The organism is Brevibacillus sp. MS2.2, assembly GCF_013284345.1.
GTDB classification, from domain to species: domain Bacteria; phylum Bacillota; class Bacilli; order Brevibacillales; family Brevibacillaceae; genus Brevibacillus; species Brevibacillus brevis_C.
This window is the reverse complement of the sequence record NZ_JABSUZ010000004.1, coordinates 59,520-77,684: the sequence shown is the minus strand read 5'-3', so window position 1 is coordinate 77,684 and position 18,165 is coordinate 59,520. Positions and strand designations below refer to the sequence as shown.

Here is an 18,165-nt window from a genome sequence, read left to right as displayed (position 1 = left end):
CCTATTGTTTGGGACCCCCGTTATTCGATGGATGCGAAAAGCGGGGGTCTTTGTCGAGCAATCGAATATTGCCGAGTAGGACACTGGCTATCAGGCTGATTCCAATTAGAATCAATCCAGTGATAAAGACGCCGTGCAAAGCTTCACTAAACACCATTCCTGCCCGCATCTGCCATTCTACGATGGTCCCAAACACACTAATTCCAATCGTCCCCCCAAGGGAACGAAATAATTGCGATGTCGACATGGCAACGCCCCGATCTTGCGGTTTAACGGCGCAGTGTGCTGCTGTACCGAGTGCTGGATAGATTGCCCCCATGCCTAGACCTGTGACAATCATGTAGCTTGCGAGCCGTGTGTTGGTTGTCTCTACATCAATCGTGCTTAGAAGGAAAAAGCCTGTCGCCATGATGAGTAAGCTGGGAATCAGAATCGCCCGAAATGAAGCTTTTGCCATCCATCTTCCCCCAACCGTCGAAGAAATCGCTGCGGACAGCATGAGTGGCACTAAAAGGAATCCAGCTTCTGAGGGGCTCGCACCATATACTCCTTGGACGAACAGAGGGATATATGCGATTGCACCGAACAAAGCAGCACTCACAAAGAATCCTACGAGATTGCCATATCCAATGGCCGGAATGCGAAATAGGGACAGCGGAAGCAGGGGCTCCTTTGCTTTGGTTTCAATCCAGATGAACAAGCCGATAAGTAGAATACCCGCTCCCCCTAACCCAATCTTGTATTCCGTCTCCTCCATGACAAGGGACAGCAGGATGAGAATGATGGCTGCACTCAAACTAATCGCCCCATACCAATCAATCACTGGCTTCTTTTCGTAGTGCCGCAGATCACGAAAGGCTAGAGCAATGATCAAAAAGGCAGCGATACCGATGGGAAGGTTGATAAAGAAGATCCATCCCCATGGCAAAAGCTCCACAAGAATTCCTCCCAACGAGGGACCGAGTATACTCGTCATGGCAAAGACAGCTCCGAAAAGGCCTTGAAATTTGCCTCTCTTTTCGGGTGGATACAGTTCACCTACAATGATGAATGCAACCGGCATTAATGCCCCAGCGCCCAAACCTTGAACTCCTCTCGCTGTAATCAGACTCGTCATGGAATTCGCCATGCCGCACAGGAGAGATCCTAAGAGAAACAGAAACAACCCGATCAAATACATTTTTCTCGTTCCAAACAAGTCCGCCATTTTCCCATAAATGGGCATGCTCGTGGTCGATGTGAGCATATAAATAGCGAACACCCAGCTATAAAGAGATAGACCTCCCAGTTCTTTCGTGATTGTCGGCATGGCTGTTGAGACAATCGTCTGATCCAACGCTGACAAGACTAACCCCATCAGCACTCCACCCGTAATTAACCCCACGCGGCGCTTTTCCTTTTCCATCTCCATCGCACTCCCCTTTTTGAAGTCAGTTGATAACAGCTCCAAAAATATAAGGGAATTTCCGGAAAAAGAGTAGACTTTTTCTTTCTGATGAGTTATTCTGATGATAGAGTCTGCCCCTAAGAACCATGAATAAACTATAAATAAAAACCGCCTCCTTTACGGACGCGGTTTTTTTGTTTTGCCATTCATCTCAACTTATCGAGCTTTTTGGCACTTGCCTTACGAGGTCCAAGCATCGCCTTTCCTATGTCGCCTACTTTGTTTACAGAGTCAAAAACTTGGTCAATCACATCCACCAGTTCCCGAATCTGTACCACTTTTCCATAGACGCCCATGAAATGGTGTCGGACGTTTTTTCCATTTAACCCTAGCATGGCGCACCTCCTCTTAATCCTCTCGTATCACTTTATGCAGGATCAGGCGAAGAGGAAATGGCGAAGTGTGGAAAATTATTCGGCCCTCTATCCAGCAGCTTAGCGTGGACGAGGCGTGCCAGTCGGCCGTGGGCGTGGAGGTTGTGTCGGCGTAATGGCCCGCTCCAGACGAGTGACACGGTTCTCCAACCGATCTACCCGATTATCCAGCCTGCGATAGTCTTCGCGAAGCGCATCTACTCGATTCTCCAGTCGATTCAAGCGACGCTCGACATCTCCACCAGGAGCTGGTGTCGGAGTAATCGGGATGTACAAATTTTGACCAACGTAAATGTAATAGGGATAGGCAATATTATTCACGCGGATCAATTCCTGAACGGATACACCAAAACGAGCCGCAATGCTGTTCAGCGTATCTCCCGAACGGACTACATAGTTCACGAATCTCACTCCTTTTTTCTGTGATCATTCGTTATTAACCTATGCCCGCCCTGGTACACGCGCAATAAACCAATACCCATTTTGGCAAAGAATAGTCAAACACCCAGTACAAACGCCGTTACAAACCTGAAAGAGCAAGGCTCAGCCCCATCAGCACTTTGAATAGACAGTCACACCCTCAAGAAACACTTCCTCTACTTGCTTCAATGCCTCTATCTCTTGTAAAGGGTCCCCTTTTACCACAAGCAGATCTGCAAAATAACCCGGCGCTAGCGTACCGATCTTACTCCCTTGGTCCAGCACCTCAGCAGCGTTTTGAGTAGCAGCCTGGATCGCCCGAATTGGCTCCATCCCCAGCTCCACCATCAGCTTGATCTCCTCTGCCACAGGCGTAATCGGATAGCCTTCCAATACGATATCCGTACCCGTAGCGATCTTTACACCTGTATTTATCAATCGTGCAAAGTTCTCCCGGTACGCCTTTTCCGATTCGATGAAAAAGGCTCCCTGCTCCATAAGCCCTTCGCTCAATATGCCTTGATTCGCCTGTTGCTGTTCATTCCAAATATGCTTGTAATAATCAGCAATCTGGAAGAAGGTGACCATGGTCGGTACCCATACCAATCCTTTTTCTTTCATCTGCTCTGCCTGTTCAACGGTCATAAACGTCGCGTGCTCGATCGTATCAAATCCCGCATCAATCGCCATCTGTATCGCGGGTTGGAGCGAGGCATGCACACAGCATTTCCGTCCCAAGCGATGCGATTCATCAACCGCCGCATCCAGCTCCTCTTGAGTAAACTCCGGCGTTGGTGTCCGATGGCTCGTCATGAGCTTGATCCAGTCTGCCCCTGCCCTCACTTGTTCACGCACGGCTGTGCGTACTTCCCACGGACCATTTGCTTCTCGCAGGGCACCCTCTAATTGCCAGCCGTGCCCCCCGGTCATAATAATCCCCTGGTTTACCTGAAAAAGACGAGGGGAAACAATGAACTTGTTCTTGGCTGCCAGCTTCAGTGTACTGCACAATCCATCCGGTGCTGCAACATCACGGATCGTCGTGACCCCCAAAGAAAGTGCCTCTTTCAAGTTCGCTGTCGCAAGTAAAGCCACGAGTCCATCGTTGTTGCGATACTCAGCCGAGTCTGGTTTGCTCCACCAATACCCGATGTGAACATGTAAATCGATCAAACCTGGCAAAATGGAGCATCCGCTGTACCGCTTTACCTCTCCTTCCGAAATCGAATCTGTAAGCTCCGATTCTTTCCCTACTGTTACAATCTTTCCTCGCTCATCAATCCCGACAGCGCCTTGTTCGATTACATGCTCTCCATCTCCGATAATGACGCGATCAGCAATCAACCATTTCATTCCTGTCCCCCCTGTCAAAAATGAAAATCCATCTGTCCGCAATCGTGGTTAGTTCCTCGAAAGTTCATCATCTATCCAACTATTTCCTTCTCCTCTCCCGCCTAGTTTGAAAAAAAAGCCTCCGGTAGCACGTGAAGTGCGCCAGAGGCTTTCGTATTACATTCCTTATTTAAATACAGGTGCTGCAAACTGAGCCAATTTCTCTGCAGATGACTTTTCCACATCCGCATGCAAGCTGTTGCCATGAGAATCCATGGTGACGATTGCTGCGAAGCCTTTTACGCGCAGGTGCCACATCGCTTCTGGAATACCGAATTCCATGAAGTCGACACCTTCTACTTTTTCCAAGCATTCTGCATAATACTGGGCCGCTCCACCAATTGCATTTAAGTAAACAGCGCCATGCTCGTTCAATGCTTTCAGGGTTTTCGCACCCATTCCGCCTTTTCCGATAACGGCACGGATTCCGAATTTCTTGATGATTTCGCCTTGGTACGGCTCCTCGCGAATGGAGGTAGTCGGACCAGCCGCTTTTACATGCCAGTCGCCTGCTTCGTCCTTCAGCATGACTGGACCGCAATGGTAGATGATGCCACCGTTCAGGTCCACTGGACAGTCATGATCCATCAGGTAGCTGTGCAGGGCGTCGCGTCCTGTGTGCATTTCACCGTTGATAATGACCACATCGCCCACTCGCAGGCTGCGGATTTGTTCTTCAGAGATTGGCGCTTCGAGAACAACCTCTCTGCGCTTTTCGCCCGCATCGTCCGTAGCTGCTACCGGGGACAAGTCCATCGCTACTTCTTCGTCTTTATAGAGGTAACGGAGGATTTCGCCAGTCTCCGGATTCAGGCGAACACCTTGACGGCGGAATGCCCAGCAGTTGTACGCAACGGATACGAAAAAGCTTGCTGGCAGGCGGTTTTCCACGCCGATTTTACAGCCCAAGAGAGTCGAGTTACCACCAAAGCCCATGGTTCCGATTCCGAGTTGGTTTGCTGTTTCCATGATGTAGTCTTCCAATGCAGCCAAATCAGCAATTGGATTCACATCGTCTACTTTGCGGAACAATTGATGCTTCGCCAGTGCATAACCGGAGGTGCGATCGCCACCGATTCCTACGCCGATGAAGCCGGCACTACAGCCTTGTCCTTGTGCTTGGTAGACGGCGTGCAAAATGCACTTGCGAATGCCATCCAGGTTGCGGCCCACTTTGCCCAGGCCTTCGAGCTCACAGGGCAGGGAGTATTGGATGTTCTTGTTCTCACAGCCGCCGCCTTTGAGAATTAGCTTGATCTCGATTTCATCCTCTTCCCATTGCTCGAAGTGAATGACAGGAGTACCTGGTCCGAGGTTGTCCCCTGTGTTTGCACCCGTCAAGGAGTCTACGGAGTTGGAACGCAGCTTACCTGTTTTGGTTGCTTCTGCAATCATTTCTTTGATTGCTTGTTTAATGATCAGCTGGTTGACTCCAACCGGAGTTTTCACTTCGAATGTAGGCATCCCCGTATCTTGACAGATCGGAGAAACATTTTCTTCTGCCATGACAACGTTTTGCGCAATCGTAGACAACGACAGCGCTGCACGTGTGCCAAGATCCTCTTTCACTTTAGCTGCATTGACGGCACGACGCACGTCTGGTGGTAGATTCGTAGAAGTATCCGTGATGAGTTCCAGAATGCTTTGCTTCAAGTTTTCCATCTATGACGCCCCTTTTGACGTAGTGGTGTAAATGGTAGCATAAACCGCCTATTATTATAGCACACGCTCCCCCACCTGTCCGTAGATTGATGCCCAAAGAGTGTGTGAAACATTCCGTAAACACGCATCGTCTTATTACCGACAGAAAATTTTGGTAAGAAGCAGATACGAGGGGGATTAAAATGAAACGAACTTTTGCCGGGCTTCTCGCCTCCGTGCTGGTGGTGACCGCTATACCCTTCCTGTTCACGACGGGTACAGTAGTGGCACCAACCGTTCAAGCCGCAGCATCTACAGAAGAGTTGCCAGTAGTCGGTTCCTATGCGGAGCTGAAAAAGCTCATCCAATCATCAAACGCGGACAGCTACCATTACGGCACCATGGAAACCAGTAACGCTTTACCAGCAGCCGCACCTAGCACGGCCAACAAAGCAGCGGACACTTCCGGCGGCGCTGTGCGCGGTGATTTTTCCACAACGAATACCCAAGTGCAGGGCGTCGATGAAGCAGATATCGTCAAATCAGACGGAACTTATCTTTATCAATCCACGCAAAATGAAGTGCGCATCATCAAAGCGAATCCTGCCACCGAGATGAAGGTCGCAAGCCGTATCAGCTACGACAATGGAAAATTCGTACCGCAAGAAATGTACGTAGACGATCATAGACTCATCGTAATCGGTCAAGCGGATGAGACCATCTCCTATCCTCCTGGTCCTGCTTCCAAAAGAGGCATTCCCCGTTACCAAGGCATGCAGTCCGTGAAAACCATGATCTACGACATTACGGACAAAAAACAGCCTCGGCTCATTCGTCAACTGGAGCTGGAAGGTCAGTACATGTCGTCCCGCAAAATCGGTGGGAGCTTGTACGTGACAGCCAACCATTACATGGACACGTATCGAATTATGCAAGAGAAAGCAGAAGTGCCAGGCCCAGCGTATAAAGACAGCGCCCATCATAACCAATACCAAACCATTCCCTACAACGAGATTCGTTACTTCCCGGATCACTTTCGTCCAGAGTATTTGATCGTTGCTGGTGTGAATCTGGAAGATTCGAAACAAAAGATGTCACTGCATACGTATCTTGGTGCTGGCGAGAACATCTATGCATCCACCAAAAATCTGTATGTAGCCGTCACCCAGAACAATGCCCAGCCAGTAGCCGTTAAGCAAAAAGGAGTGACAACTCCTCTGATTGCCCCTCCCGTTGAGTTAGATACAACCATTTATCGTTTTGCTATGAACAAGGGAGACATTCGCTACACGGGGAAAGGGTCGGTGCCTGGACTCATTCTGAACCAGTTTTCCATGGATGAAAACGACGGTTATTTCCGCATTGCCACCACGAGCGGAAACATGTGGCGAGACGATGAGCATACGTCGAAAAACAACTTGTATGTACTGGACAACAAACTCGAGGTATTCGGCAAGCTAGAAGGCATCGCTCCAGGAGAACGCATTTACTCTGTCCGTTTCATGGGTGATCGTGCCTACATGGTCACCTTCAAAAAAGTCGACCCGCTGTTCGTTCTCGATCTGAAGAAGCCTTCTGCGCCAAAAGTACTGGGTGCCCTCAAAATTCCAGGTTACAGCGACTATTTACACCCGTATGATGAAAACCATATCATCGGTTTTGGTAAAGAAGCAGAATCAGATAAAGACTGGGCGTACTACCAAGGGATGAAAATCGCTCTCTTTGACGTCAGTGATGTAACGAAACCGAAGGAAAAGTTCAAGACTGTTATCGGGGACAGAGGAACAGACTCCGAGCTGTTGCATAATCACAAGGCTCTGCTGTTCTCCAAAGAAAAAAATCTGCTAGCCTTCCCTGTATCCGTCCATGAACGAACGGCTGAACAAAAAGCCAAAAACGATATGCGCGAGTACGGCCACTTTACTTTCCAAGGTGCCTATGTTTATCAGCTCGATTTGCAAAAAGGTTTTCAACTGACCGATCAGATCACCCATCTGACCAAGGAAGATGTCGCCAAAGCAGGCGAAGGCTGGTACGACAGCACCAGCAACATTAAACGGATACTCACGATTGGCAACACGCTCTATACCGTTTCCGACGATTACGTCAAAACGCAGCAGCTCTCTGCCCCCAAAAAAGAGAATATCTTGCCATTGACGAAATAGCGGTAATGCTCTGTCATGGGGACAGGTTCTGTGCTAAGATGGGGTAATAGATGCAGCGTAAATAGAGAGGGTGTCACTACGTGGAGTATTTGAGTTTTAATTTGACATCAACGCTGGCAGGGATTGCGGCTGTGCTGTTGGTTATGTTTATTCGCCTGCACTGGCCCTTCCGCTTTCAGTACATGGCCAATCTTTTCAAACGCCGTTTGAATATTCGATTGCGCTGGCTGGAGGCTTCCTATCGGAAGAACCGTTCCCGTGCTGTCGCTATGCTGGATAAATCAACCCATGAGATCATGCTTGGCAATTATGAAATGGCCGAAAAATATATCGTTCAAGGAATCAACGTCTGCAAAGAACGACCCACGTTATTCAATCAAGCGATGATTCACTACTTGTTTTACAACTTGGCGATCGTTTACTATTCATCCGAACGATACAACGAATCATTGGAAGTGGCGTTTCGTATTTACCAGCGCGATCAGGGAATGACTGATTCCTTAGCTCTTATTGCCTGCTCACATGCCCGCCTGGGTGAAGTCGAGAGTGCAATAGAAGCTTACCAGCTAATTGCAAGCAAACGATCGGCAAAAGACTGGAAGCTCTTCTGCTTGGCAGAGATTGAAGCTGCCAAAGGAAATTACGAGCGGGCCCTTTCCCATCTCAAGCAGTTGATGGACAAATCAGCCAGTCTTTTGCATCTGAATCACACCGTACTGGAAAAACGCTTGGAAGAGTGGAAAAAAGCCTCTACACAAGCCAGCTAATCGATTGACGACCGCACATTGCTTTATGTGTGCGGTTTTTATTTTCCGGTCCCCGTAACGCTGCTCTATGCACAGTCGTATTACTATCAAGAAAGTGAGGTATTTTTCATGAAAAAATTCAATGTATCTATACTCGCTGCCTCAGCACTTGTACTCGGTCTCGCTATAGCGGGCTGTACACCTGGAAAAGAAACTGCTTCTCCCTCTACAGAAGAACTGGCTAAAGTGGGAACTGTCTCTATTACCAAAGATCAAGTATATGAGGCTATGAAAAAAGAAGATGGGAAAAGCGTGATGTCTGATCTCATCACGAAGGAAGTGTATAAACAAGAAGCGATTGCACAGGGGATCACAGTAAGTGATCAGGAACTGGACGCAAAAATTAACCCCATCAAAGAAAAAATGGGTCCAGAGAAATTCCAGGAGTATTTGACTGAAGAAGAAATTACCGAGGATGAATTGCGTGAGAGATCACGTTTAATCATGTTAAGAGACAAGATGTTCGAGAAAGCTTACCCGATCACGGAAGAGCAAATCAAGGAATACTATGAGAAAAACAAAGAAAAGCTTGACGGCACACTGGAACAAGTACGTCCAAAGGTAACGGAGAAAGTAAAAGATAAAAACAAACGTTCCAACATGAGTAAGTGGATCAAGGAAATTAAGCAAAAGCATAATGTTCAAATTTTGGACAAAGCATTTGAAAAAGTAGAGGATCAAGAGAAAGAAGCGAACAAAGCAGAACTTCCTGCTTCAAAATAAATCGTACAAAAAAGACTTGTGTCAGCCTGTTGTGGCGCACAAGTCTTTTTTGTTACGGACGAGCAATCGCAATCAACTCTTGCAGGAACACCTTGATATCGCCTTGAAGAATGGGACCATGACCAGTGGCTAAATACTCAATGGGCCAATCCTGCAAAATCTCCAAGCCCTCCGTAAACTCCACCGCACGCTCTGGTTCACGGGCTACCCATTGCTGCAAGTGTTCTTGATAAGCTTTCCGACAATCCACTTCTCCGCCAACGATTTGGCCGAGTTCTGTGTTTTCAAAGCACAAATGATCACCAACAAAGCATATTTTCGACTGGGGATCAAAGAAGGCAACGGAGCCTTCTGTATGAAAAGAAAGCTGTCGGAAACGCAGGGAAGGCAGATCTCCCCCACTACCTGTAAACGTATGGCCGAATAGCGTCTGTGAAAAATCGTCCAGTTCGTAATAATCGTCGAGGTGAATCCAATTGTTTCGAGAAGGGAACATATCGGCATTTCCAATATGATCAGCATGTCGATGAGTGAAGTAGACATATTCCGTTCGCTCCGGCTTGACCCCGATCTCTTCCAACGCCTGTTGAAAAAATGAACGTTGCTTGCGCTGGTGAGAATCAATCAATACAAAGGCATTCCCTTGTTTGATCACATAGCTGTTCACGTAGCTATTCCACGCTTCCTCATAGGTGATGATCGCCCAGGTGGAGTCTGTGATTGGTGCAATCACATTGTTCATGCCTCCATCTCTCCTCTCCTCCCAGATACAATTTCTTATAGTTATTATACACAATCATGCACAACCGTGCTGACTCGTGCCCAAAACTTATCCTACACGATCAAACAGTTGTCTCTTCCCCTAAGCTTACCCAAGATCTTCCTTGCGAGCGTTGAATGTGAACAGGTACACCGAAAAAGCTTGTCAGACGTTCTGCCGTTAAGACTTCATCTGTTTTTCCAGCCTGATCTACTTCCCCCGCTTTTAGCAGCAAGGTATGCGTGAAACAAGGCAAAATTTCTTCAATGTGATGGGTGACATAAATAAGAGTAGGCCCGTTTGGCTGCTTGGCGATTTGTTCAATCATAGCCAACAGCTGTTCTCTTGAAAGCAAGTCCAATCCTGTACAAGGCTCGTCTAGGATAAGTAATTGAGGGGAAGCCATCAATGCACGAGCAATCAGTATTTTTTGTCTCTCCCCTTGCGATAAAGCGGCAAAACGTCTGTTTTTCAATGCACGGCATCCAAATGTATCGAGTAAATCCGACGCCCTCTCTATGTCCGCCTCCTCTGGAACGGAATACAAGCCGATGGTTGCCTCTCTTCCACTCAAGACGACACGGAGTGCAGTTTCATGCTCGTGAAGCTGTGCCATTAGCGCCGTGCTTACCCAACCGATTGATTTACGCACTTCACGTAAGTCGACAGTTCCGTAAAGATTGCCTAATACACTGACCTCCCCCTTTGTCGGCCACACATAGCCACAAATGATATTCAACAGACTGGTCTTACCGGAGCCATTTAAACCGACTAAACACCAATGCTCCTTGTCTTGCACTTGCCAGGCAATGTCTCGCAGAATGGTTGTTTCATCTCTTTGCCAGGTAACTTTTCTCACATCAATGATCATGCTTCTCTCCACTCCTGACTCTCACAGTTGTATGTGAAAAGAACCTCCATGGCATATGGAAGCACACGGAGGCCCTAACACAAAAACAGTTTCGTTAAAATTTGCCTTGAATCTTGAATACAATCTCTGCAAACAACGTAGCGAACAGAAACGTGCCGGTAAAGACGACGAGAGACACGACAACGATACGCCAGCTAAGCTGTTTGAATAGATGAACGTCTTTTCCGAGTGACAGACCTGCATACGCGAGAATCGGCGTGGCCAATGCGAGCAGATTGATCTTGGCAATCGCTGCAGCCGTATATTCGTTCCCTGGAAAAAACGGGGATGTAGCAAGCATCGCAAACAAAGAGATCCATACAATGACGGGAGATTTGAACGGAAGAATGCGAGTGAAGCCCATTCCGATCAATGTAATGACCGCCAGAAGCAAAATACCTGGCAATGATTCCATGAATGGTACTTTATAACCGATCCAGTTACCGATAAGAGCAATGAAGCCAATGATAAAAATCGTCAAGATTTGATTCATGCGCTTTTTCTCCCCCCTTCTGCTGCAGAAGAAGCGCCTTTGCGTCCAATGATAGGCTCAAGCCATGCGTACAGCTTTTGTGTGACCGGCAAGGAAAAGAAGATACATACGTACGTTCCGACGATACTCATCATCAAGTTTGCCGCTCCGGAATAAAAGGCAATGTCTTTTTGCGCTTCCGGGAAAATAACAGCCAATGAGCCTGTTGCTGCTGCCATCATGCTACCGGAACCAACTGCGGCTCCCATCGCCAGAGAAATCGGGTGAAACAACCCGCTGCTTCCTAAAATACTTGCAAGAATCGACATATAAATGGCACCAAACAAGGTTCCGCAAATATATACACCCAGTGCGCCACGAGCTTCGGCAGAGTTTGCTCCAAATTTATCAACAATGATTGCCAAGTTTGGCTCACGGTCGAGAGAATAAGTCGCCCCAATTGCTTCACGCTTCAGACCCAGCCACAATGCGATTGGCAGACCAAATGCGATTGTCCCTACAATATGTCCCATCTCTTGGACGATCAACGATACACCAGAACCGAGAAGCTTAGGCAGCTCAGGACCGATATTGGCTCCCAGCTTCGCAATAAAGATCAAAAACGAGACACCCAAAATATTGGCTGCGACGTTCATTTCTTTTTCGCTCAAAAATTTAAACTTAGGCCAACTGATTGCCCCGCCTAAAACGAGCGCGTAGAGCATCGGAAACAGAGCGATAACCCCGATGCCAATACTGATTTTCTTTGTCCCGATAAATTCTGTCAATGCGACGAGAACAAGTACGAGAAAATGCAGCTTGTACTCATTGACGCGTGCCTCTGCCATACAACATCCCCCTCATTCTATCTCGCTCTACTCCATGACGACTTTTTGAGCTGCACGCACAAACAATTCCACGCCGCGTACCATTGCATCCTCATCAAAATCAAAGCGTGGATGATGATGCGGATACGTAAAGCCTTTGTCCGGATTGCCAGCACCCAATTGAATAAAACAGCCTGGAGCTTTTTTCAAATACTCAGAGAAATCTTCACCTGGCATCAAAGGATCAATGTAAATAATCTCTTCTTCTCCCCAACGCTCGATGATCGTATCCTCCATCAGCTTGGTCACCTGCTTGTCGTTGACAACCGATGTGTAGCCATGTGAGAACGTGAATTCATAACTTGCGCCATGCGCTTCCGTAATTCCTTTGACAATTCGTTCAATCCACATCGGAATATTTTTGCGAATCTCCGCATCGAAGCAGCGTGTGGAGCCCGTCAGTGTCATCGAATCCGGAATGATGTTATAAGCTGTCCCTGCATTCAGCATGGTCACCGAAATAACGACTTTGTCTAACGCACTCACATTGCGGGATACAATTTGTTGTAGTCCAGTAATAACCTGTGCCCCAATGACGATCGGGTCCACGGATGCTTCCGGTTGCGAGGAGTGCCCGCCTTTTCCTTGAATCTTGATATCGAATCGATCTGTCGATGAAGTAAGTGCCCCGTACAGTACACCGAATTTCCCGACAGGCATGTACGATGCCAAATGAATGCCGATAATCGAATCCAGTCCGTCCGCTGCACCAGCTCTTACGATTTCAGCAGCGCCACCCGGCGGCAGCTCCTCGGCGTGCTGGAAAAAGAATCGAACCTCACCTTTGATTTGATCCTTGTACTGGGACAAAATTTTTGCGGCTCCCAACAGCATCGCTGTATGACCATCATGTCCGCACGCGTGCATCACGCCAGCTTTTCCTGATGCATATGGCACATCATTTTCTTCATGGATGGGGAGAGCATCAATGTCAGCGCGAATACCAAGAACTTTTCCTGGCTGTGATCCGATCAGTCGAGCGACTACACTCGTTTTGGTTGGACGCGAAAGCTCTAAATTCCCGAAAGATTCCAACGTTTCGTAAATAAATTGAGACGTCTTCTCTTCTTCAAACGACAATTCTGGATGCTGATGGAGGTATCGTCGCCATGAGACTACCTGTTCGGCTACTTCATCCGCCCATTTCTTCGTTTCCAAACTCACACAATCACTCCTTTTTTTGCTTTTCCCCTCAACGTTTTCCGAATCAGTTAAGTTTAGCTAAAAAAAATATCGTTTTGTGAATTCTATCACGGAACGATGAAAATAACAAACGTCCATTCCACAAGGACAAAGCTGTCGAATCTACATCTGTAGCTGTCTATTTATTTGTTATTTTAGAATTTTCTATCGATAATGTCCATGTAAAATATACTATTTGGAACAATAAAAACATCTACACTGCTAGATTGGGGCTTTTCTACTGAAAAGCCCTTGTCCTATTCTACATTTACTGCAAAAACGAAAAATCGATTCGAAAATTGCCCCAGCCACATTTCTCCATTCCCTACCATCACGCCTTGATCATTGACGAACGTATCGGTTACCTTTTGCTGTAAAAACGCTTCCTTTACCTTCTCCGTGATGATTCGATCATACTCTTCCAAAAACCGCTGTTCATCTGGGATAAAATGACTTTTCCCGTCTTTGTTCACACGTAGTGGATACCTTATATGCTTGGCTACTTCTGTCTTGTCATTTACTTTGACCGCTTCTTGAAGTTTTCCAAAAAAGGCTTCGAATGCGCCTGCATTTGTAATACCCGCGACTTCATACCGATTCGAGGAATTTCCTTCACGCGTATAGCCGTCATACCCACTCACCTGTGGAACCAAACTCATCGTTGCTTGTGCCATCAGCGCGATTCCCATCGCAAGCAACACCCATCTCATTCTTTTCATCATGTTCCTCCCATATGTCTTTCTATTTCCTTCCTACTGATAGCTTTTCGTCCTCTGCTATTCGTTATGCAAAACCACCTTCTACAAAAAAAGCCCCTATGCCAATACAGACATAAGGGAGGCTCTTCATATTTCATCAAATGGGACTTCTTTTCCATTAAGAGTCGCGAAATTTCGCTTCCTGACGTTTAATGTCTTCCTCCGAATTGCCCAGCGCAGCTTGCGGGCCCTTGAAATGCTTCCGGTAATAAGCCAAATCCATGATCAGCAGCACCAAAAACATGGCTATCAAGGCATACCCCGCTGTCTGATTGGGTGGAATCACCATCATAATCGAGATGAAAATGATCCAAATCATGCTCAACACATTAATGGGTTTACTCCAATTCCCCAGATGCCAGGGACCGTAATGCTTCCGCTGAAAAAGTCCTCGCGATTCCGCCCGAAGCTTGAGGTACAACGGAATCCCGTAGGCGACATAAAGCCCAACGACACTTACCGCCGTTAAAAATGCCAAGGTCGTATACGACGTGTTCGGATTGATGCTTTTCACGATGTAATCGAACAGGGCAAGCGCAAAGGAAAGAATGATAACCAGCCAAATTGCTTTTGCCGGCGTTCTGTACTTGGTCGATATTTCTGCCCACTGGTGGCTCCACGGCATTCCTTTGTCACGTGAAAACGCATACAACATTCGCGAAAAGGAAGTAATCGACGCCAAGCCACAGAACCACATTGCAAAGGTGACGAGCCACAGCACAACTGAACCAAATGTACCGCCTAATGCTTCGCTAATCACATAAATAAATGCATTTTCCGCTTCACTCGCAGCGGCTGCATTTTTGATGGATAAGGTGACAAAAGCAAGCATGATAAATCCAAAAATAAAAGAAAAGGCCACAGACGTATAAATTCCCCAAGCAGCACGAACCCGCGGGTTAATCGTTTCTTCAATTGTATGTGCCGATGCATCATAGCCAGTAAACGTCCACTGCGCTTGTAACAATCCAATTAAAAAAGCAATCGCGTACGGTTTGTCTGAAAAGGTTTGACCGACCTGAAAGAGGTAATCAAGCGGTTGCAAATCATGACGGGAGAAAAAGACGAGGCTTCCGACGAGTATGACGACGACGCCAATATGGTACCATGCGGAAAAGTCATTTAACCGGGCAACGAGTCGAATTCCAATGTGGTTAAACGTACCGTGCAAAAGGAGTGTGATCCCGAACAGGATTAACGTGGTCGTTTCTGTTGAGGTATAACCAAACGCACTCGCGAGCAGCGGGTCTGCAAACAAAGAGAACGAATAGTCGATGCCTGCGACAATCCCGATTTGGCCGATGAGATTGATCCAGGCTGTGTACCAGCCCCACCGTTTGCTACCTAAAATTGCTGCCCAGTGATACAACGCTCCGGCTGTAGGGATCGCCGATGCGAGTTCAGACATCGATGCTGCAATCAGGATGACGAATAACGCTACCAGCGTCCATCCGAAGCCCATCATGCCAGAACCGCCATACAGTAAACCGTGCCCGTATAAAGAGACTGCCCCTGTCAAAATAGAGATAATCGAAAATGAGATCGCAAAGTTCGAAAAGCCACCCATATCCCTCAGTAATTCTTGCGCATAACCAAACTTGTTCAGGTCTTTCTTGTCCTCGAGTAATTGCTGTTCTTTTTCCTGCTGCATTTCGTTATCCCTCCCTCTCTGCTTGGGAACCGATAAAACTCTCATGCGCGCTTTCGTCAAATTGCCGGACGCTTTCGTTTGCCCGATACCCAATGGCAATCGCAACTCCAATGGTAAACAACAATAAGATGACACCCAGAGCCAGCATTCTCTCCCTCCTTTCGTCCTAGATGCAATTCCTTGACAAGTTCGCAGGAATAGTACATTTTACGTGCCAATTTGACAGCTATACCACCTCATTTGGCTGGCCGATGCAAAACAAAAGAGCAACTCATGAGAGCTGCTCCGCTTGTTTAACTAGCACCTTTTTGAGCTTGCAAATAAAACGCTACGTCTTCACTCGGTAATGGTCTGCTGAATAAATAGCCTTGCACTTCTTCACACAGATGCTCCTGCAAAAACGCAAGCTCCTCCTTTGTCTCTACCCCTTCCGCGATCACATGCAGTTGCAAATGATGGGCCATGGAAATAATCGTGGACACGATAGCTTGATTGGAAGGCTGTTCGATCATGTCGCGCACAAACGAGCGATCTATTTTCAACCGATTCAACGGAAATTCTTTTAGATAATAGAGAGAACTGTAGCCCGTTCCAAAGTCGTCAATCGCAACGTGCACACCTAATTGCTTCAGTTCCTTCAGTGCCTGTGTGGCGCGTTGGACATCGATCATGCTGCTCTCAGTGATTTCCAGCTCCAGATATTCCGGTGCCAACCCTGTTTGGTCCAGAATCTCAGCTACCATCTGGGTAAAGTCCTGTTTGAGGAATTGACGTGCAGATAGATTAACGGCTACCCGAAGCGGCATGAGCCCCTGTTCTTGCCAGTGCTTGTTCTGTTTGCAGGCCGTCCGCAGCACCCATTCTCCAATCGGTACGATCAACCCGGTTTCTTCTGCAACAGAGATGAACTGGTCTGGCAAAAGCAAGCCTCGTTCAGGATGATCCCAACGAATCAACGCTTCTACGCCAACGATTACGCCAGATTTGGCACTTACCTGTGGCTGGTAGTGCAATAAAAATTCTTGTCTGGCCAAAGCGCGATTCAATTCATTTTGAATATTCATTTTGTCATTCACTGCTTGCTCCAGATTCGGTACGTACAGGTGGAAGCTGTTCTTCCCTTTGTCTTTGGCTGCATACATCGCCGCATCTGCGTTACGCATCAAGATACTTCTGTCTTGCCCATCCTCTGGATATCGAGAAATCCCGATACTCGTCGTTATGTACAACTCGTGCCCATGGATAAAAAATGCCTGTTCAATCCTTTGGTTGATTTCATTCGCCATGGAAGATACTTCTTTTTCCGTGACATCCGTAAGAATCACCATGAATTCGTCTCCGCCAAGCCTGCTCACCGCTCCTTTTTTACCCACACAATCCTGCAAACGCAAGGAGGCTTCCTGAAGTAACAGGTCACCAAAATCATGCCCCAAGGAATCGTTTACCAGCTTAAAATGGTCGAGATCCAGAAACAACACGTATACGTGTTGATCCGTTTTTTGCGCCTCCATAATCACCTGATCCAGTTGCTGTTCGACAAAACGTCGATTTGGCAAACCAGTCAGCGAATCGTGAAAAGCGAGATAATTGATTTTTGCCTCGTATTCTTTCTTATTGGTAATGTCTCTCACAATCATAAAGACTCCCGTAATCTGCTGATCGACAAATACGGGGGTATGGGTCATGTTCAGATGAAGCTGACAACCCTCGCTTGTGGTCAAGGTAATCTCGTAGTTGTGCGCCTCACCATGCACTGCATTTGTAAAATGTGTCGATATGAGCTCGGCATCTGCAGAAGCACACATCGCCATTAATTTTTCGAGAGGCAGGCTCTGCTCCTTTGTCAATCGCATCGCCGCAGGGTTCATGACGCTTTGGCTACCATCGATCGAGTAAAAGATCACCCCGTCGTAATTGTGCTCAAATAGCGATTTATAGCGCTGATCACTTTCTAGTACGCGCATGGTCTTCCCTGCGAATTGCTTGTCCACGTATACAGAAGCCAAGGTCACGACCAGAATCAACACGATGACAATGCCAATCATGGTAGCGATCAGCCCCGAATCATCATGCGCGATCACTGCGATTGTCAGGTGCTCGTGAGCGACGAACGTGGTGGCGTACATACCCGTGTAATGCATACCGGTAATGGCTGCCCCCATCAACAGCCCTGCAAAAATTTTACGCCAGAGACCTTTTACAGGGTCTACCGAACGCAATTGAAACGTAAGAATCAACGCAACCATCGAAACCAGGATGGCAACAAAAATGGATACGGTAAACCATAGCCAATCATACAGAATAATGGCGTTCATCATCATCGCTGCCATCCCTGTATAATGCATTCCGGCGATACCAGACCCAATGACAACCGATCCTGTTATTACCCTCGTTTTGGACATGGACTGCTCGCTCACGATCCATAACGTAAGCGCTGATGATAAAACGGCCAAAACAATCGAGAAAAATACAATCAGGTTATCATACTGGACGGCAATCGGCAGATGCAAGGCAAGTATGGCAACAAAATGCATAGCCCAAATACCAAGCCCCATGGAAACGGCTCCAGCACATAAC

General features: G+C 47.3%; 17 protein-coding genes. 3 read left to right on the top strand and 14 right to left on the bottom strand.

What is annotated here, in order from left to right; all coding sequences use genetic code 11:
- Position 1 precedes the first annotated feature (1 nt).
- The 5 genes from HP568_RS04700 to HP568_RS04680 form a co-directional block, all read right to left on the bottom strand.
- A complete protein-coding gene (locus HP568_RS04700; protein WP_173628565.1) occupies positions 2 to 1,411 on the bottom strand; it encodes an MDR family MFS transporter in 1,410 nt (469 codons plus the stop codon).
- A gap of 182 nt (positions 1,412 to 1,593) precedes the next feature.
- On the bottom strand, positions 1,594 to 1,782 hold the full coding sequence (locus tag HP568_RS04695; RefSeq protein WP_007724315.1) for a hypothetical protein: 189 nt from the start codon (positions 1,780 to 1,782) through the stop codon (positions 1,594 to 1,596).
- Positions 1,783 to 1,881: 99 nt separating this feature from the next.
- The gene (locus tag HP568_RS04690) at positions 1,882 to 2,223 is read right to left on the bottom strand and encodes a LysM peptidoglycan-binding domain-containing protein (protein WP_048032375.1); all 342 of its coding nucleotides are present in this window, start codon (positions 2,221 to 2,223) and stop codon (positions 1,882 to 1,884) included.
- Between the two features lie 150 nt (positions 2,224 to 2,373).
- Entirely contained in the window at positions 2,374 to 3,594 is a 1,221-nt protein-coding gene (locus tag HP568_RS04685; protein WP_048032374.1) for a metal-dependent hydrolase family protein, read from the bottom strand.
- 165 nt (positions 3,595 to 3,759) lie between these two features.
- A complete protein-coding gene (locus tag HP568_RS04680) occupies positions 3,760 to 5,295 on the bottom strand; it encodes a fumarate hydratase (protein ID WP_048032373.1) in 1,536 nt (511 codons plus the stop codon).
- A gap of 182 nt (positions 5,296 to 5,477) precedes the next feature.
- Between HP568_RS04680 and HP568_RS04675 the strand changes: the two genes are divergently transcribed.
- The 3 genes from HP568_RS04675 to HP568_RS04665 all read left to right on the top strand — a co-directional run bounded on the left by HP568_RS04675 (position 5,478) and on the right by HP568_RS04665 (position 8,968).
- Positions 5,478 to 7,439 (top strand): beta-propeller domain-containing protein, encoded by a 1,962-nt coding sequence (locus HP568_RS04675; RefSeq protein WP_173628471.1) that lies wholly within the window; start codon positions 5,478 to 5,480, stop codon positions 7,437 to 7,439.
- Between the two features lie 80 nt (positions 7,440 to 7,519).
- Positions 7,520 to 8,206: a tetratricopeptide repeat protein gene (locus HP568_RS04670; RefSeq protein ID WP_048032371.1), complete on the top strand. Its 687-nt coding sequence runs from the start codon at positions 7,520 to 7,522 to the stop codon at positions 8,204 to 8,206.
- A gap of 108 nt (positions 8,207 to 8,314) precedes the next feature.
- The gene (locus HP568_RS04665) at positions 8,315 to 8,968 is read left to right on the top strand and encodes a SurA N-terminal domain-containing protein (protein WP_048032370.1); all 654 of its coding nucleotides are present in this window, start codon (positions 8,315 to 8,317) and stop codon (positions 8,966 to 8,968) included.
- Positions 8,969 to 9,020: 52 nt separating this feature from the next.
- Here the strand turns inward: HP568_RS04665 and HP568_RS04660 are convergent, their stop codons facing one another.
- The 9 genes from HP568_RS04660 to HP568_RS04620 form a co-directional block, all read right to left on the bottom strand.
- Entirely contained in the window at positions 9,021 to 9,710 is a 690-nt protein-coding gene (locus HP568_RS04660) for an MBL fold metallo-hydrolase (protein ID WP_048032369.1), read from the bottom strand.
- 100 nt (positions 9,711 to 9,810) lie between these two features.
- Positions 9,811 to 10,599: an ABC transporter ATP-binding protein gene (locus HP568_RS04655; protein ID WP_173628470.1), complete on the bottom strand. Its 789-nt coding sequence runs from the start codon at positions 10,597 to 10,599 to the stop codon at positions 9,811 to 9,813.
- A 94-nt stretch (positions 10,600 to 10,693) separates the two neighbouring features.
- A complete protein-coding gene (locus HP568_RS04650) occupies positions 10,694 to 11,131 on the bottom strand; it encodes a hypothetical protein (protein ID WP_048032367.1) in 438 nt (145 codons plus the stop codon).
- Complete coding sequence (locus HP568_RS04645; RefSeq protein WP_048032366.1) at positions 11,128 to 11,958, bottom strand: DUF3100 domain-containing protein; 831 nt, start codon at positions 11,956 to 11,958, stop codon at positions 11,128 to 11,130. The genes HP568_RS04650 and HP568_RS04645 overlap by 4 nt, the downstream gene beginning before the upstream one ends.
- Before the next feature lie 27 nt (positions 11,959 to 11,985).
- On the bottom strand, positions 11,986 to 13,161 hold the full coding sequence (locus HP568_RS04640) for an amidohydrolase (protein ID WP_048032365.1): 1,176 nt from the start codon (positions 13,159 to 13,161) through the stop codon (positions 11,986 to 11,988).
- A gap of 275 nt (positions 13,162 to 13,436) precedes the next feature.
- A complete protein-coding gene (locus HP568_RS04635) occupies positions 13,437 to 13,898 on the bottom strand; it encodes a hypothetical protein (protein WP_173628469.1) in 462 nt (153 codons plus the stop codon).
- A gap of 157 nt (positions 13,899 to 14,055) precedes the next feature.
- Positions 14,056 to 15,588, bottom strand: coding sequence for an amino acid permease (locus HP568_RS04630; protein WP_173628468.1), 1,533 nt, complete (start codon positions 15,586 to 15,588; stop codon positions 14,056 to 14,058).
- Between the two features lie 4 nt (positions 15,589 to 15,592).
- The gene (locus tag HP568_RS04625) at positions 15,593 to 15,736 is read right to left on the bottom strand and encodes a hypothetical protein (protein ID WP_007724273.1); all 144 of its coding nucleotides are present in this window, start codon (positions 15,734 to 15,736) and stop codon (positions 15,593 to 15,595) included.
- A 145-nt stretch (positions 15,737 to 15,881) separates the two neighbouring features.
- Positions 15,882 to 18,143 carry a bifunctional diguanylate cyclase/phosphodiesterase gene (locus HP568_RS04620; RefSeq protein WP_254551034.1) on the bottom strand — a complete coding sequence of 754 codons (2,262 nt, stop codon included), beginning with the start codon at positions 18,141 to 18,143 and terminating at the stop codon, positions 15,882 to 15,884.
- Between the last annotated feature and the right edge of the window lie 22 nt (positions 18,144 to 18,165).